This window comes from Pirellulales bacterium, assembly GCA_035546535.1.
GTDB lineage: Bacteria > Planctomycetota > Planctomycetia > Pirellulales > JACPPG01 > JACPPG01.
The window spans coordinates 42218-56963 of sequence record DASZWQ010000135.1 but is presented as its reverse complement, the minus strand read 5'-3'; the positions used below and the strand labels follow the sequence as shown (position 1 = coordinate 56963).

Annotated in this window: 9 protein-coding genes; 4 read left to right on the top strand and 5 right to left on the bottom strand. The window is 63.5% G+C overall.

Annotated elements, in window-relative coordinates; genetic code table 11:
* From VHD36_16330 to VHD36_16320, 3 genes are all read left to right on the top strand, one after another.
* A partial coding sequence (locus tag VHD36_16330; protein HVU88892.1) for a S41 family peptidase occupies nt 1-1212 on the top strand: 1212 nt, incomplete at its 5' end.
* A 59-nt stretch (nt 1213-1271) separates the two neighbouring features.
* The gene (locus VHD36_16325) at nt 1272-2633 is read left to right on the top strand and encodes a DUF4147 domain-containing protein (protein HVU88891.1); all 1362 of its coding nucleotides are present in this window, start codon (nt 1272-1274) and stop codon (nt 2631-2633) included.
* 54 nt (nt 2634-2687) lie between these two features.
* Nucleotides 2688-3443, top strand: coding sequence for a 3-oxoacyl-ACP reductase family protein (locus VHD36_16320; GenBank protein HVU88890.1), 756 nt, complete (start codon nt 2688-2690; stop codon nt 3441-3443).
* Nucleotides 3444-3766: 323 nt separating this feature from the next.
* Here the strand turns inward: VHD36_16320 and VHD36_16315 are convergent, their stop codons facing one another.
* The 5 genes from VHD36_16315 to lysS form a co-directional block, all read right to left on the bottom strand.
* Nucleotides 3767-6025 (bottom strand): glutamine synthetase III, encoded by a 2259-nt coding sequence (locus VHD36_16315; protein ID HVU88889.1) that lies wholly within the window; start codon nt 6023-6025, stop codon nt 3767-3769.
* Between the two features lie 517 nt (nt 6026-6542).
* Nucleotides 6543-7400: a branched-chain-amino-acid transaminase gene (ilvE, locus tag VHD36_16310; protein ID HVU88888.1), complete on the bottom strand. Its 858-nt coding sequence runs from the start codon at nt 7398-7400 to the stop codon at nt 6543-6545.
* Nucleotides 7401-7481: 81 nt separating this feature from the next.
* Nucleotides 7482-8294 (bottom strand): ABC transporter ATP-binding protein, encoded by an 813-nt coding sequence (locus VHD36_16305; protein HVU88887.1) that lies wholly within the window; start codon nt 8292-8294, stop codon nt 7482-7484.
* The gene (locus tag VHD36_16300; GenBank protein ID HVU88886.1) at nt 8287-10152 is read right to left on the bottom strand and encodes an FtsX-like permease family protein; all 1866 of its coding nucleotides are present in this window, start codon (nt 10150-10152) and stop codon (nt 8287-8289) included. Before VHD36_16300 ends, VHD36_16305 begins: the two co-directional genes overlap by 8 nt.
* Before the next feature lie 39 nt (nt 10153-10191).
* A complete protein-coding gene (lysS, locus tag VHD36_16295; protein ID HVU88885.1) occupies nt 10192-11727 on the bottom strand; it encodes a lysine--tRNA ligase in 1536 nt (511 codons plus the stop codon).
* A gap of 858 nt (nt 11728-12585) precedes the next feature.
* Between lysS and VHD36_16290 the strand changes: the two genes are divergently transcribed.
* Entirely contained in the window at nt 12586-14721 is a 2136-nt protein-coding gene (locus VHD36_16290) for a hypothetical protein (GenBank protein HVU88884.1), read from the top strand.
* The last annotated feature ends 25 nt before the right edge of the window (nt 14722-14746 follow it).

Genomic DNA, 14746 nt, shown 5'->3' with positions numbered 1-14746 from the left:
AATCTCCCCCGCCTTCCGCAGGCCCAGATCGATCGCTTCCGTCGCGAAGTGCTCGATCGCGTTGCCGGCTGGCAGATCAACACCCGCCATCATGCCCGTGACGCCGTGGTGTACATTGCTCGCCTGGGGCGTGAACGGCTGGGCCTGAACAACACGGTCACGATTCTGGAATACACCTGTGGCGCGACGAGCGGTCTGGACGCGTACTCGACGTTTCTCACCGCCGACCAGTTGAACGAAGTCTATTCGCAGATCGAAGGCAACTTCGTCGGTCTCGGTGTCGAATTGAAGGCCAGCGACCGGGCCCTCTTGATCTTGAAGGTCATCACCGGCAGCCCGGCCGAAAAGGCGGGCATTCATGCCGGCGATCGTATCGTGGCCGTGGACGGTCAATCGACCACGGACCTGTCGACCGATCAGGCGGCGAATTTGTTACAAGGCAAGGAAGGGACGTTCGTCGAGGTCACGCTCATTGCTCCCGACTCGACTAACCGACAGCTGCGCATTCGCCGCGAGCAGATCGAGGCTCCCAGCGTCGACGGCGGCCGGATCTTGGACCCGGCGACGGGCGTGGCCTACCTGCGGCTGCATCAGTTCCAAAAGACGACCGTCCGCGAGCTGGACGCCGAACTGTGGCGCTTGCACCGGTTGGGCATGAAGAGCCTGATCCTCGATCTGCGTAACAACCCGGGCGGCCTGCTGGCGGTCAGCGTCGAGGTGGTCGATAAGTTCGTCGAAGGGGGCGTGATCGTGTCGACCCGCGGTCGCGGCCCGCAAGAGGACTATAAGTACACGGCTCACGCCGATGGCACCTGGCGGATGCCGCTGGTGGTGCTGATCGATGGCGATAGCGCCAGTGCCAGCGAGATCGTGGCCGGAGCCATCCGCGACCACCGCCGCGGCATCATCGTCGGCTCGACCAGCTACGGCAAATGGTCGGTGCAGGGCATCTTCCCCTTGAACCAGGCCAACGCCGGCTTGCGACTGACAACCGCCAAGTTCTACTCGCCGCTGAACCACTCCTACAGCGGCATCGGCGTCAAACCGGACGTCGAGGTGCAGCAAGTCGCCAAGCCCGTGATCGACACCTCGGGCGAGGTGTCGCAGGCCGGTGCCGGCAACGACCCGCAACTGGAAGCGGCCCTCCGGCTGTCGCGTGACCAGCTCGCCAAACGCCAGGAGCAAACCCTGGCCGGCGGTCGCCCGCAATAAGGGCGGGCTATAATCGGGACCGGTTCCATCGGTCTCGATTTCCTTGCAGGAAAGCCTTCGTGCCGCCGCCCGCTCGTAATCTGCGCGAGGACGCGCTTGCTATCTGGCGCGCCGCTGTGGCGGCGGTCGATTCGCGCACGCTTGTACGCAAGGCCGTACACGTCGAGAACGGCCAATTACGCATCGCCGACCAGGTGTTCGACCTGGCACGCATTTGCCGCATCATCGTCGTGGGTGCGGGCAAGGCAGGGGCCGGCATGGCGCAGGGAATGGAAGAAGCCCTCGGTCCCAAGCTGCTCGCCGAGAAGCAGGTTACCGGCTGGCTAAATGTCCCGGCCGATTGCGTCCGTCCTTTGTCGGCAATTCATCTGCACGCGGCCCGGCAGCCTGGGCAGAATGAGCCGACGCCTGAAGGGGCGGCCGGAGCCGCGGAGATTCTGCGTCTCGTGCGCGAGGCCTCGGCTGATGACTTGTGCATCGCGCTGATTTCCGGCGGTGGCAGCGCGCTACTGCCGGCGCCGGCCGAGGGGATTACGCTCGCCGACAAGCTAGCGGTCACGAGACACCTGAGTGCCGCCGGCGCCGACATCCGCCAGCTAAACACAGTTCGCAAACAACTCAGCGCGATCAAAGGGGGCGGGCTGCGGCGCGCCTGCCACGCCGGCCACCTGGTCACGCTGATCATTTCGGACGTCTTGGGCGACCCGCTCGACATCATCGCCTCGGGGCCCACGATCGACGATCCGGCGACGCCGGCCGATGCCCTGGCGGTGCTCGAACAGTTTCGCGCCGCCGAGGCGGGGATCGCGCCGGCGGTGTTCGATTTTCTGCGCGCCAAGTGCGTCGAGCCGGCACGCGGCGAAGGCTGCCCGGCGACGAATCTAGTGATCGGCAATAACGCCACGGCCGTTGATGCGGCCGAACACGAGGCTTTGGCGCTTGGCTATCGGCCGCGGATCCTGCCGACCGAAACGCACGAGGGGCTTGCCGAGGATGTCGGCCGCCGCTTGGCCGCCATGACGGTCGAGATCGCGCGGCCGTGCTCGGGCGTCGATTGCCTGTTGAGCGGCGGCGAGCCGGTCGTGCAGTTGGTGCCCGCCGAAGAGCGGGGCAGGGGAGGGCGAAATCAGCAGCTCGTTTTGGCAGCCGCCGAGTCGCTGGCCCCGTCCGGAAGCGGCGATTTCGTGCTCGTTTCGGGCGGAACCGACGGCGAAGATGGGCCGACCGACGCCGCGGGCGCACTGGTCGATCGCGCGATGCTCGACGAGGCGGCCCGGCGCGGACTGTCGATCGCCGATTTTCTCGCCCGCAACGACGCCTATCACTTCTTCGAGCCCCTGGGCGGCCTGATCAAGACGGGACCGACGCATACGAACGTCTGCGACGTCCGCGTGATCCTTGTCGACCGCTCCGGGCATTAAGATGAACGTCGGTTTGCGGTCACAGCTCACAACCGTGATGGGACGATACGACGTATGACGGCAGAATTTCAAAATCGCGTGGCGCTGGTTACCGGTGGATCGCGCGGCATTGGTCGGGCGACGGCTTTGCGGCTGGCCAGCGAAGGAGCCGACGTGGCGATCAGCTACGCCTCGCGCAGGGCGGACGCCGATCAGGCCGTGGCCGAGATCAAAGCGCTCGGTCGCAAGGCCATCGCCGAGCCGTGCAACGTCGCCCGGCCCGAGGACGTAAAGCGGCTGGTCGAGCGGACGCGGGCCGAGTTGGGAACAATCTCGTACTTGGCACATTGCGGCGCGATCAGCAACCTGGCCGACCACAACTCGCTCAGCTATGAGATCTGGCGCGAGATGATCGACGTGAATCTCAACGGCGCGTACCTGGCGATCTTCGCCGTGAAGGATGAGATGATCGCCCAAGGCTTTGGGCGGATCGTGATGGTTTCGTCGATCGCGGCCCTATTGCCGCGGCAGATGCAGATCCATTATTCAGCGTCGAAGGCGGGCGTGATGGCCCTCACGCGCTGCTGCGCTGAAGCCTTCGCGCCGCACAACGTGCGCGTCAATTGCGTGGTGCCAGGGCTGGTCGAGACCGAAATGGCCGACGTGCTACCGCCGGAGCGCAAGGCCGAGGTGATCGCCGCCACGCCGATGCGGCGCATCGGCAAGCCCGACGAGCTGGCCTCGCTGATTCGCTTTCTGTTGAGCGAAGAATCGAGCTACATGACCGGCCAGAGCATCGTGGCCTCGGGCGGCCGGCTGATGATGAGCTGATACAGCTCTCAGCCTTTTCCGACAGCAAGCCAAGGACGTGCCACGGCGCGGGGCGTCCGTGTGGCAGGAGCAGGCGCGCAGAAAAGAGGCCGACCCGTCGCGCGGCGTAGTCGCATCGCCGCACGACGGATTCGGCCCGAGGCTAAAGACGAACAGTACGCTTGCCCTGCTGCGGGCAGTATTTCACAAAGGACCTGCCCTCACGACACTGCCCAACGAACCTCGCCGCCATCGTTTACCCATCGGCAGCGGCACTGGTCACGAGGTCGTCACTGGTCATGATCCTGGAGCACTGTCTCGCAGCGTTTCGTACGTCGCCTTTGCTACTTGATGAACAACATCTCCTGGTAGGTCGGCAGCGGCCACAGGTCGTCGGCCACCCAGCCTTCCATCTCATCGGCATACTTGCGGACGGTGGCCATGGCCGGCAGCACTTCTTCGCAGAAGTGACGGGCTTCCGCCTCCAGGCTGTCGCCGCCGTGATGGCCGAGCGCCTTTTCCAGCACGCCCAAGCTGTCCTGCAGGTTCTTGACAAGGTCGGTGATCTTGTCCAGCGTGTCGGTATCGAACTCGTAGCCGACCAGCTTCAGGTTCGCGCAGGTCGAGGCCAGCTCGTTCTGATAACGAACCACGGCCGGGAAGATCAGCGTGCGAGCCATTTCCATGGTCAGCGCGGCTTCGACCTTTACCGTCTTGCAATACTGCTCGAGGTAAATGTCGAGACGGCTTTGCAGCTCGCGCTCGGACAGCACACCGTACTTGGTGAACAGGGCCTTGATGGCCGGATCAGCGAGCATCGGCAGGGCGTCGATCGAGGTCTTCAAGTTCAACAGTCCGCGCTTGGCCGCGTCGGCGTGCCAGGCGGCCGAATAGCCGTCGCCATTGAAGATGATCGACTCGCACTCGTTGATGATCTCGGTCAATAGCTTCTGCACGGCGCCGTGCAGAGCTTCCGGCTTGCCGGCAGTCATCTGTTCGAGCTTCGTGGCGCACCAATCGAGCGACTCGCACACGATCGTGTTCATCGCCACCAGCGGACCGGCGATCGACTGATTCGCACCGACCGCACGGAACTCGAACCGGTTGCCCGTGAACGCAAACGGGCTGGTGCGGTTGCGGTCGCCGGCATCCATCGGCAACGGCGGCAGGATGTCGACGCCAACGGTCAAATGGCCCTTCGAGATCGAGGAGTTGGCGCCGCCGGCCTTCACCTGTTGGAAGATGTCGGTGAGCTGGTCGCCCAAGAAGATCGAAATGATCGCCGGCGGGGCTTCGTTGGCGCCCAGTCGGTGATCGTTGCCGGCCGAAGCCACGACGGCCCGCAGCAACCCCTGGTACTTGTGTACGGCGCGAATGACGGCGCCGCAGAAGACCAGGAATTGTGCGTTGGTGTGCGGCGTAGCGCCCGGGTCGAGCAGGTTGCCTTGCGAGGCACTGCCCAGCGACCAGTTGACGTGCTTCCCCGAGCCGTTGACGCCGGCAAAGGGCTTTTCGTGCGTCAAGCAAGCCATGCCGTATTTCTCGGCCACGCGCTTGAGCGTGATCATGATCAACTGCTGATGGTCGGTGGCCAGGTTGGCCGATTCGAAGATCGGCGCGATTTCATATTGGCCGGGAGCTACTTCGTTGTGCCGCGTTTTGACCGGCACGCCGAGCTTATAGAGGTCGCGCTCGACTTCGAGCATGAACGCCAGCACGCGCTCGGGAATGGCGCCGAAGTAGTGATCTTCGAACTCCTGCCCTTTCGGGGGCTTGGCCCCGAACAATGTGCGGCCGGCGGTGAACAGGTCGGGCCGGGCGAAGTAGAAATGGCGGTCCACCAGGAAGTATTCTTGCTCGGGCCCGGCGGTCGAGGCGACGAACGCGCCGTCGTCATGGCCGAAGAGCTTGAGAATACGATGGGCTTGCTTGTTCAGGGCCTGCATCGAGCGGAGCACCGGGGTCTTCTTGTCGAGCGCTTCGCCCGTCCAAGAGACGAACGCCGTGGGAATGCACAGCGTGGTGCCGTTGGGATTTTCGAGGATGTAGGCCGGGCTCGTCACGTCCCAGATCGTGTAGCCGCGGGCTTCGAACGTGGCGCGAATGCCACCGGTGGGGAAGCTCGATCCGTCCGGCTCGCCTTGGATCAGGGCCTTGCCGCTGAACTCGAAGATCGCGCCACCTTCACCATCGGGAGACAAGAAGCTGTCGTGCTTCTCGGCCGTCAAACCGGTGAGGGGATAAAAGACGTGGGCATAGTGGGTAGCGCCCTTCGAGATCGCCCAGTCCTTCATGGCCGTGGCCACGACGTCGGCGATCGAGGGGTCGAGCTTCGCTCCGGTTTCGATCGTCGTGACCAGGGCCTTGTAGACCGGCTTGGGAAGCCGCTCCTTCATGACCTTCAGGCTGAAGACGTTTGACGAAAATAGCTCGGGGGCCGGAGTTTCCGCAAAATTCAGCGGCGGAGAGATCGGTCGCCACGTCGTTACCGCGGCGATCGCTGCCGTGCGGGCCGAGCCGCTCGCCGAAGGCCGAGGCGTCGCCGCCGCAGCTGCTGAACCCTTGCCATTAGATGACACGCCACTGAGAACCTGTGTACCCACGGATCATTCCTTCCAAAAAAACAGTCCGCCGCGCTGTAGTCCCCCACGTGGGGACTTCGAACTGCCAGCGAGTCGAGGGAGTGTGCGATCGCCGTCCGTGGCAAAGAATACGGCAACATCATGGCCGTTGCTCGGCGTTTAGGCAATCGGCATGCCGCGGCGGGCAAGAATGTTCATTGCCTCCCGCGGCGGTAACAAAAGTTCCATGAGGGAAGCGACTTACTGCTGCAGCAATTTCTTACGAGAGAGGAGCACTGTCCGCCGATGCACGGACATTTGCAGCCTGGCTAGGCAACGCCTGCACGCCACCCGGGCGTCGATGTCGCGGCGTTTTCCAGGCCAAGAAGATCCGGCGTGGGGGGGGCTAACAGCCTGTTGAAAAAAGCCCTCGTGGCTTTTTTCAACCTCGCCAAGTGCGAAGCAAAGCTTCGCACGGCTCGCAAAATAACGACTTACGTCGATATTCTGCCATCGCATCCCTGCGATGTCGCAGCCCGTTGAGTTCTTCAACAGGCTGCTAAGCGCGGGTCAGCTCGTGGAAGCGATCCTTCAGCTTCCTGGTAATAGGTCCTGGCTGGCCGGATCCAATGACCCGCTGATCGACTTTGACCACCGCAATGACCTCGGCCGCGGTGCCCGTCAAAAACATCTCGTCCGCGACGTAAACGTCATGGCGTGTCAGTGGCACCTGGCGGACCGTGATGCCGTCCTTTTCGGCCAGTTCGATGACGGCTTGCCGGGTCACGCCGGCCAGGATACCGGCGTCGGTCGGCGGTGTGGAAATCGCGCCGTTGCGCACCAGGAAGATGTTATCGCCGGTGCATTCGGCGACCTCGCCCTTGTGATTCAGCATCAAGGCTTCGATGCAACCCGCCTGCAGGCCTTCGATCTTGGCCAGGATGTTGTTCAGGTAGTTGAGGGATTTGATTCGGGCATTGAGCGCGGCGGGATGGTTGCGCTGCGTGCTGGCCGTGATGATCTCGAGCCCTTTGTCGTACAGTTCGGGCGGGTAGAGCTGGATTTTATCGGCGATGATGATGACTTGCGGATCGCTGGTACGATTGGGGTCGAGCCCGAGGCTGCCGGCGCCGCGCGTGACGACCAGGCGGATGTAAGCATCGCTCAGGCCGTTGATTTTCAAGGTTTGATTCACGGCATCGGCCATGGCGCGCTTGGCGATGGGAATCTCGAGCCAGATGGCCTTGGCCGAATCGTACAAGCGGTCGATGTGCTCCTCGAGACGAAAGACGCGGCCGCCGTAGCTGCGCAGACCTTCGAAGACGCCGTCGCCGTAGAGCAGGCCGTGGTCGTAGACGCTGATCTTGGCGTCTTCCTTGTCGAGCAGTTGGCCGTTGATGTAAATCTTGAGCGACATGCGAGCGCAACCGCCTCGATGGATGTAGCGCAGGCGCAAGCGCGCAAGCGCGAAAAAAAGACAAGCCCGACCCCCAGCGGATCAGGCTCCTGCGACCCCACCTTCGGTCAATCGCACGATGCGGTCGGCCTCTTCGGCGATTGCCAGGTCATGGGTCACCATGACTATAGTGAGGTTCTGTTGAGCATTCAAGCTTCGCAGAATGCGCAAGATTTCCCGTCCCGTGGCCCGATCGAGGTTGCCCGTCGGTTCGTCCGCCAAGAGGACCTGCGGCCGCATCACCAGGGCGCGGGCGATGGCGGTCCGCTGCATTTCGCCCCCGGATAGTTCGCGCGGCAGATGCCGCAGGCGATGGCCGAGGCCGACGACGTCGAGCAGATCCTTGGCTTCCTGCGCCAGCCGCCGGCGGTTGCGCAGATAGCTCAGCGTGCCGGCGGCGATCATCTGCGGCGCGAGCACGTTTTCCAGCATGCTCAGCTCAGGCAGCAAATGATAGAACTGGAAGATCATGCCGAACTGCCGATTGCGCAGCGCATCGCGCCGCCGCGCGGGCAGATTATCGATTCGTGCACCGTCAAAACGCACTTCGCCCACGTCCGGTCCGTCGAGCAGCCCAAGCAGGTGCAAGAGGGTGCTCTTGCCCGAGCCGCTAGCGCCGATGATCGAGACGAACTCGCCGGGCTGGACATCGAAATTCACGCCTTTGAGAACGGGGATTTCGACTTGCCCCTTGCGGTAGCTCTTGCGCAAACCCACGGCCTGCAAGCGTGGCGGCACGGTGGCGGCAGTCTTGTCGAATGCTGATTGCGGCGCGTAGTGAGGAGTGCCCGGCGGCGCTCCGCGATCGCGCGTTGCCGAGGGCCCGGCGGAGTTGATGGCAACAGGATTATTCATAGCGTAGCGCCTCCACAGGATGCAGGCGTGCCGCGCGGCGCGCCGGCAGAACGCTTGCCAGCACGGCGATCGCGAGCGCCCCGGCCACGATCCAGGTCACGGTTCCCATTTCGACGATCGTCGGGATCTGCTGGAAGTAATAGATCGAGGGATCGAACACCTCTTGCCCCGTGATCATGCCCAGCAGATCGGCGATTTCATTGATGTAAGCGACGAACAAGAGGCCAATGATCATGCCGGCGCCCGCGCCGACGACCCCCAGCGACAGGCCATACCCCAGGAAGATTCCCAGGATCCCGCGCCGCGAGGCGCCGAGTGCCTTGAGGATGCCGATATCGCGGGTTTTCTCGACGACGATCATGAAAAAGATCGCCAGGATGCCGAAGCCCGCGACGGCAATGATCATGAACAAGAGCACGTTGAGGATCGCCGTTTCCATCTGTACGGCGGCCAGCAGCGGGCCTTGCTTGTCGCGCCAGGTCGAAATGTTGTAAACCTGCGGCGCGAACGCGGCCCGCAGCATGTCGCGCACCTTGTTACCGTCGGCTCCCGGCTTGAGTTTGATCTGGATGCTCGTGGCGTAACCAATCTTGGTCTCGGGATCGAACATTCCGCGGTATTGTTGCAGGACTTCGATCGGCACGAACACGAAGCTGGCGTCGTACTCGCTCATCTTGCTTTCGTACAAATCGACGACGGTAAACGACGCGTGGCTCACCTCGGGCGGCGTGCCCGCGGTGGGAAAGCTCAGCCGCACGTCATCGCCAGGCACGGCCAGGAAGAGCGTCTTTCCGGCGGCCAAAGGATGCGTCACCGTGGCGATGCCCAAGACCGCGCCCGGATGCTGCTGCTTCAGCGGATCGAAGGTGTCGGCCGGTTGCGGCTGCCCGGCGAATGGATCAGCCGGTCGTGGCGTTGACGCGGCATTTTCGTCGGAGGGCGCGGCGGTCGATTCCACGGCGGCAACGGCCGCTTCTTCGATCGGTACCACCGCTGCGTCTGTGGGTAACGAATCGTCGGCCGCGGTTTCCAGGGCCGGCGGCTCGGAAGCATCAGGGATTATGTGGCCGATACTTTCGCGAACGATCGTACCCTCGGTGCGAACCGCCTCCGCGGCGGCAACACGGAGCGGGTTTGCGCCGTCGGGCGCTTCTTCCAACTCGGGCGGCTCCGCGCGACTAAGCGATTGCGCGTCGTCGCGCTCGGATGCCTCGCGAATGGGTACGCCGGCCGCGGTCAGTTGCACCGGTTCGGCGAACGGATCGTGTGAGCCCGCCGCGCCGCGGTCGGCTTGCGGTTGCATGGCGTCGAGCATGCGCTGGCGCTGGACCGATTTGCGGCGATGGGCCCAGCCGGCCTCGGCCATGTCGGGCCGCGGCTGCGAGGCGGGGCCCGCTTGATGATCGTTGACGTCGTAGCCGCTCTCGCGGAGCTCGAAGCTGATTTTTTCGCGATTCTTCGGGTGCTGCAGATAGTTACAGAAGTCTCCCACCTGGCTTTGCGTGCGCTCGTCGATGCCGATCAACTGCACGGGGCGCGTGATCGAGCTGCCGTTGAATTCGTAACTGAGCATCGCCGGTACGACGACCGTGGGGGTCATCCCCTCGATCTGGTCGCCCGCGACCTGGCGAATCTGCTCCATGTGCCAGTCGGCATCGTAGAAGCCGGCCAGGCTGTTCGATTCGAAGACCAGGTCCGAAAGGATGCCGTGGATGCGCGATTGCATCTCGTTGCGAAAGCCTTCCATGACGCTGTTCACGACGATCATCGTGGCCACGCCCAGCGTGACGCTGATGATCGAGGCCAGCGCAATCCAGCGCGTTCGCAGATACCGCCAGCAAAGCAGTAGTTTGTACATGCTCAGTCCTTTGAGCTGTTCGTCGACGCGCGGGGGGCGTCAGGTTGTTTCGGGCCTCAATAGCGGGAAGAGAATCACGTCGCGAATCGATTGACTGTTCGTCAGCAGCATCACCAGGCGGTCGATGCCAATGCCCATGCCGCCGGCCGGCGGCATGCCGTACCGCATGGCACGGAGGAAATCGTGGTCCATTTTGGCCATTGACTCTTCTTCCGGCAGCCCGGCCAGTTGCGTGCTGAACAACTCGGCCTGCAAATCGGGATCATTCAATTCGGTGTAGGCGTTGGCCAGCTCCATGCCCTCGACGATCAGCTCGAAGCGTTCGGCCACGGCCGGGTTCGACGTCTTGCGTTTCGTCAGCGGGCAGATGCTGGCCGGATAATCGGTAACGAAGATCGGGCCGATGAGCGCGTCCTCGACCTTGGCCTCGAAGATCTCGCTCTTGATCACGTCGGGGTGCTTGCCGGCAATGTCGATGCCGAGCGATTGGGCCAGCCGCTTCATGGCCGGCTCGTCGGTCGCGGAAATACCGGCGTGTTCGGTGAGTAGCTCGTCGTAGGTTTTGCGGGCAAAAGGAGGCGTGAAATCGATCGTCTTGTCGCCCCAGGGCAATTGCAGATTTTGCCCGGTCGAGCGAATCGCGTCGACGATCAAGTTCTCGGCCAGGTCCATCATCGTGCCGTAGTCGCCGTAGGCCTGATAAACCTCGAGCATGGTGAACTCGGGATTGTGCCGTTGGCTGATCCCTTCGTTGCGATAAACGCGCCCCAGCTCGTAGACACGTTCCACGCCGCCGACGAGCAGCCGCTTCAAATGCAACTCGAGCGCGATCCGTAAAAACAGCGGAATGTCGAGCGCATTGTGATGCGTCTTGAACGGCCGGGCCGCGGCGCCACCGGCGATCGAATGCAAAGTCGGCCCTTCGATCTCTACATATCCCTGGCTGGCCAGCGTCTGACGAATCGAATGGACGATCCGCGTGCGATTGACAAACCGGTCGAGCGAGCCTTCGGTGTGGATCAGGTCCAGATAGCGCTTGCGCTGCCGCTGCTCGGGATCGGCCAGGCCGTGGTGCTTGTCGGGATGCGGTTCGAGCGACTTGGTGAGGAAGAACAGGCGGGCGACAAAGATCGTCAGCTCGCCGGTGCGCGTGTGCTTCAGCTCTCCCTCGACCCCGATGATGTCTCCCAGGTCGAAACACTCGGTCAGCGCCCAATTCTCGTCGCCGACTTGCGACTTGCCGATGAGCAGTTGAATCTGCCCTGACCAATCGGCAATGTTGGCAAAGATCGATTTGCCGCCGTGCCGCATGAGCATGATGCGGCCTGCGGCGCGCACCGTAGGGCCGTGCTCCTCGGGCCCGCGCTCGCCTTCGGCGGCCGGCCTGGATTGGATCTCGGACTCGCGGCGGCGGATTTCCCCGATTCGTTGATGGTCGTCGAAGCGCTGCCCCCAGGGGTCGACGCCAAGCTCGCGAAGCTTGCGCAGCTTTTCACGCCGCGCGGCCTGGTGCATCGTCAGGTCGGCGGCTGCTGCGTCTTGGGGCGCTCGATCGCTCATCGTCGATTGGTTCATTGCTCTGCTCTACGGCAGACAAAAGATTCCCGTGCAGTGTTCGGTCACTCGGCTGTCAGGCGTAACGCGTGCAGCCTGTCACGGCGCAGGGAAACTGATTGTGGTTGACCCCCACCGAGAAACAATAACCTCAAAGAGCGCAACATTTTAGTGGAACAGCGGATAGGGTCAATGTCAGACTGGTTGCGGGCAAAGCTTCGCCTCGCTCGCGATTTCCGGCCGAAGTCTTCGCTGCCGCCCCCTCGGAGTTCCCGCGGTTGCGATGCCCGCGATTTCCGGTCTCGTGCGAGGGTCTGTGCGCCACTTTTGGCGCTGCGGCGATTCATGGCCTTTTGCCAAGGCTTCTGCCATACTGACTTTACGGAAGCTCGCGCGAACCGCCTCGCTTGGGAAAACGGGGAACTTGGCTCGCCGGGTCAAACGCGGAACAGACGCCTCATTTGCACGAAGGATGCTTTGATGGCCACGTGGGATTTTGCGCTTGTGCTGCCAGGATCGGCGGCGCGGCGGTATGCGGCAGTTTGCTGCACAGCGGTCTGTGGCTTGTTCGCGATTGCCGGCTGTGGGGGAGGCGATTCGAAGGCGACGTCGCCAACGGCAGCGCCAGCGGCTCCCGCCCCCGCTCCAGCGGCCGCCCCGCCCGCGGTTCCTACAACGCCGACTCCTGCCAGCACTCCAGCTGCAGCGCCCAGTGCAGGCGCGGCTGCCCCAACGGCTACCGGGCCTGCGCCTCCTGGCGGTGGCAGTCCTCAAACAACTGCGGCGTCCACCTCGCCCGCCGGCGGCGCGACGCCCGCCAATCCCAGCGGTGCCGCGGCGCCGATGGCGGGGGGCAATCCGAGCCCCGCGGGGAACATCATGGCGGCCGTTCCTCAGCAAGCGCTGCAATCGATTCCTGGTCTGTCGGGCAGGACTGTGGGAGCGGGCGGCCGCAGCAACAATCTCGGCAGTTGGAAGCCGGACGACTACCGCCATGCCCGCGCCGAAAACGATCCGCGCCTGGTCGCGGCCGTGGCACATCTAGGGCCGTCGAAATCGAGCAGCGAAAACGCGGCTCGTTTGCTGGTCGAGTTGCTGAAGGCGCCGGCGGGCGCGGGAACACCCGCCGCGGCGATCCCGACACCCCCGGCAGATGCCGCAGCGCCGGCGGCCACTCCCGCAGCGGCTCCTGCGGCACCGGCAGCCGGCGCGGCTCCGCCAGGTTTGCCACCGGGTGTGCCTTTGACGCCGGACGGAAAGATCAAGTTGCCCGACGGCTCGACCGTTGATCCCAACGATCCGCAGGTCCGCGCGGCCATCGCGCGCATGCAGGCTGCTGGGGCAATTCCGCAGTCTTTGCCGCCTGTGACGGAAGATGCCGTCGTCGCGGCCATTATTACGTCGCTCGGCGGCAATCACACGGCGACGGCGCGCGGAGCCTTGAAGCGACTTTTGCTGGGCGAATTGAAAACGGCTCTTCCCGACGTGGCCGTGACCGGCCTGGCGGCGCGGGCGATTCTGATCAAGCCCTCGAAGGACGAGCAAGACATGCTGCTGGCAGCGGCGGTGAATAATTCGCTCCTGCGGCCCGGGGGCGCGGCGGATCCGGCCTTGCAGGCGCAATTGCTCGCAGCGATCGACGAGACGGCCTCGAGCGAGGTGCGCGCGGCACTGGCCGACGCAGCCTTGCGCAAGGCGGCCTCGGCCGACCAGCGCGCGGCAGTGATGGCCTTGATCATGAAGCCGCAGCCCAGCAATCTTCCGGCGCAGGCCAAGCTGTTCAACAGCACGAAGCTCGACGATAGTTCGCGCCAAGAGCTGGAGCGTCGCTTCGTGGGGATGAGTGCCGCGGCGGTCGACCAATTGCTGGGCTTGAGCTCTGGCGGCTCGTCCTCGGCCGGTGCCGCGACGAGTGACGCCGGTGCCGGAGCGAACGATTCGGCGGAAAGTGCCACGCTGCGCGCGGTGATCAATGGGATATGGAGCGAGGACGTCGTGGACAGATTGAGCAAATCCGCCGAGGACGCCGAAGATTATGCCGACTTCACCGACGGCCTGCAATTGGCCGTCTCGATTCCTCAGACTGCCATGCGTACGGCTTTGGGCGAATTGAACCAAGAATGCTGGGGCGACGGTCCCGAGGCAACCAAACTCGGCGCCACGTTTGGCGACCTGATTCATGACCCCGGAGCCTTGGTGCTGGTAAAGCGCATCCCGCGCAAGGAAGAACCTCCCAAGCAGCAACCGCGCACCAAGCGTGGTAAGCAAAACGCTGACCGCAAGCAGAAAGGAGCAGGGGGCAAGGAGAAGTGGTCGGAAAAGGAGGAAAAAGCCCGCTATGCCTGGATGAAGGCCACCGAGGATTTCGTGAAAATTCTCAACAGTCGCTTCTACGCGGCGGCGCAGGCGGGGGTCGGCCACGAGCATCTGATTCACCGCTCAAGCGCGAGTAAGCCAGCAACCGCGAGTGTGGCCGGCAAAACGTCCACAGCATCAAACGCCGATGCCGAGGTGAGCGTGGCGAGCCGTGCGGGCAGGTTCCCGCTCGAACTTCACGAAGGAGCGCACATCGTCGCCGAATATCACATGTGCTGGCCCGACGACTTGCCCAAGCGGCTGCGCGCGCTGGACGTGGCGCCGTTGGCGGTGCATTACGTGCGCATGGAAGACACGGCCAGCCTTTACAAACTGAATACTCACTATTTGAAGCAGCTCAAGGGCGTCACCAGCCGCCCGCGGCCGTACGGACGCTGGATGGACTGGATGGGGCAGGGGGTCGAGCACGGGCAGGATCGCACCGTGGATGTGATGTTCACGCGACATGAGGATGCCGCGCCTGAGGAGGAAGAAAACGACGACGGCAAATCAACCGATCGCCGCGAGTTGGAAAAGCTCGAGCCGCTGACGATCGAGATTCTGGTCGTCGAGATTCCGGAATACCGCGCACCACCGTCAGAAGACGGCGAGAGTTCCAAGCGCAAATGGAAAAGAGGCGGAGCGGATAAGGAGTATTGAGACGCCGATCGATGGCGTGTAAGGC

Excerpts from the sequence above, each read along its gene's own strand:
- VHD36_16320 (HVU88890.1), top strand. The coding sequence starts at position 2,688 with ATGACGGCAGAATTTCAAAATCGCGTGGCGCTGGTTACCGGTGGATCG.
- ilvE (HVU88888.1), bottom strand. The coding sequence starts at position 7,400 with ATGTCGCTCAAGATTTACATCAACGGCCAACTGCTCGACAAGGAAGAC.
- VHD36_16305 (HVU88887.1), bottom strand. The coding sequence starts at position 8,294 with ATGAATAATCCTGTTGCCATCAACTCCGCCGGGCCCTCGGCAACGCGC.
- VHD36_16300 (HVU88886.1), bottom strand. The coding sequence starts at position 10,152 with ATGTACAAACTACTGCTTTGCTGGCGGTATCTGCGAACGCGCTGGATT.
- lysS (HVU88885.1), bottom strand. The coding sequence starts at position 11,727 with ATGAACCAATCGACGATGAGCGATCGAGCGCCCCAAGACGCAGCAGCC.
- VHD36_16290 (HVU88884.1), top strand. The coding sequence starts at position 12,586 with ATGGCGGCCGTTCCTCAGCAAGCGCTGCAATCGATTCCTGGTCTGTCG.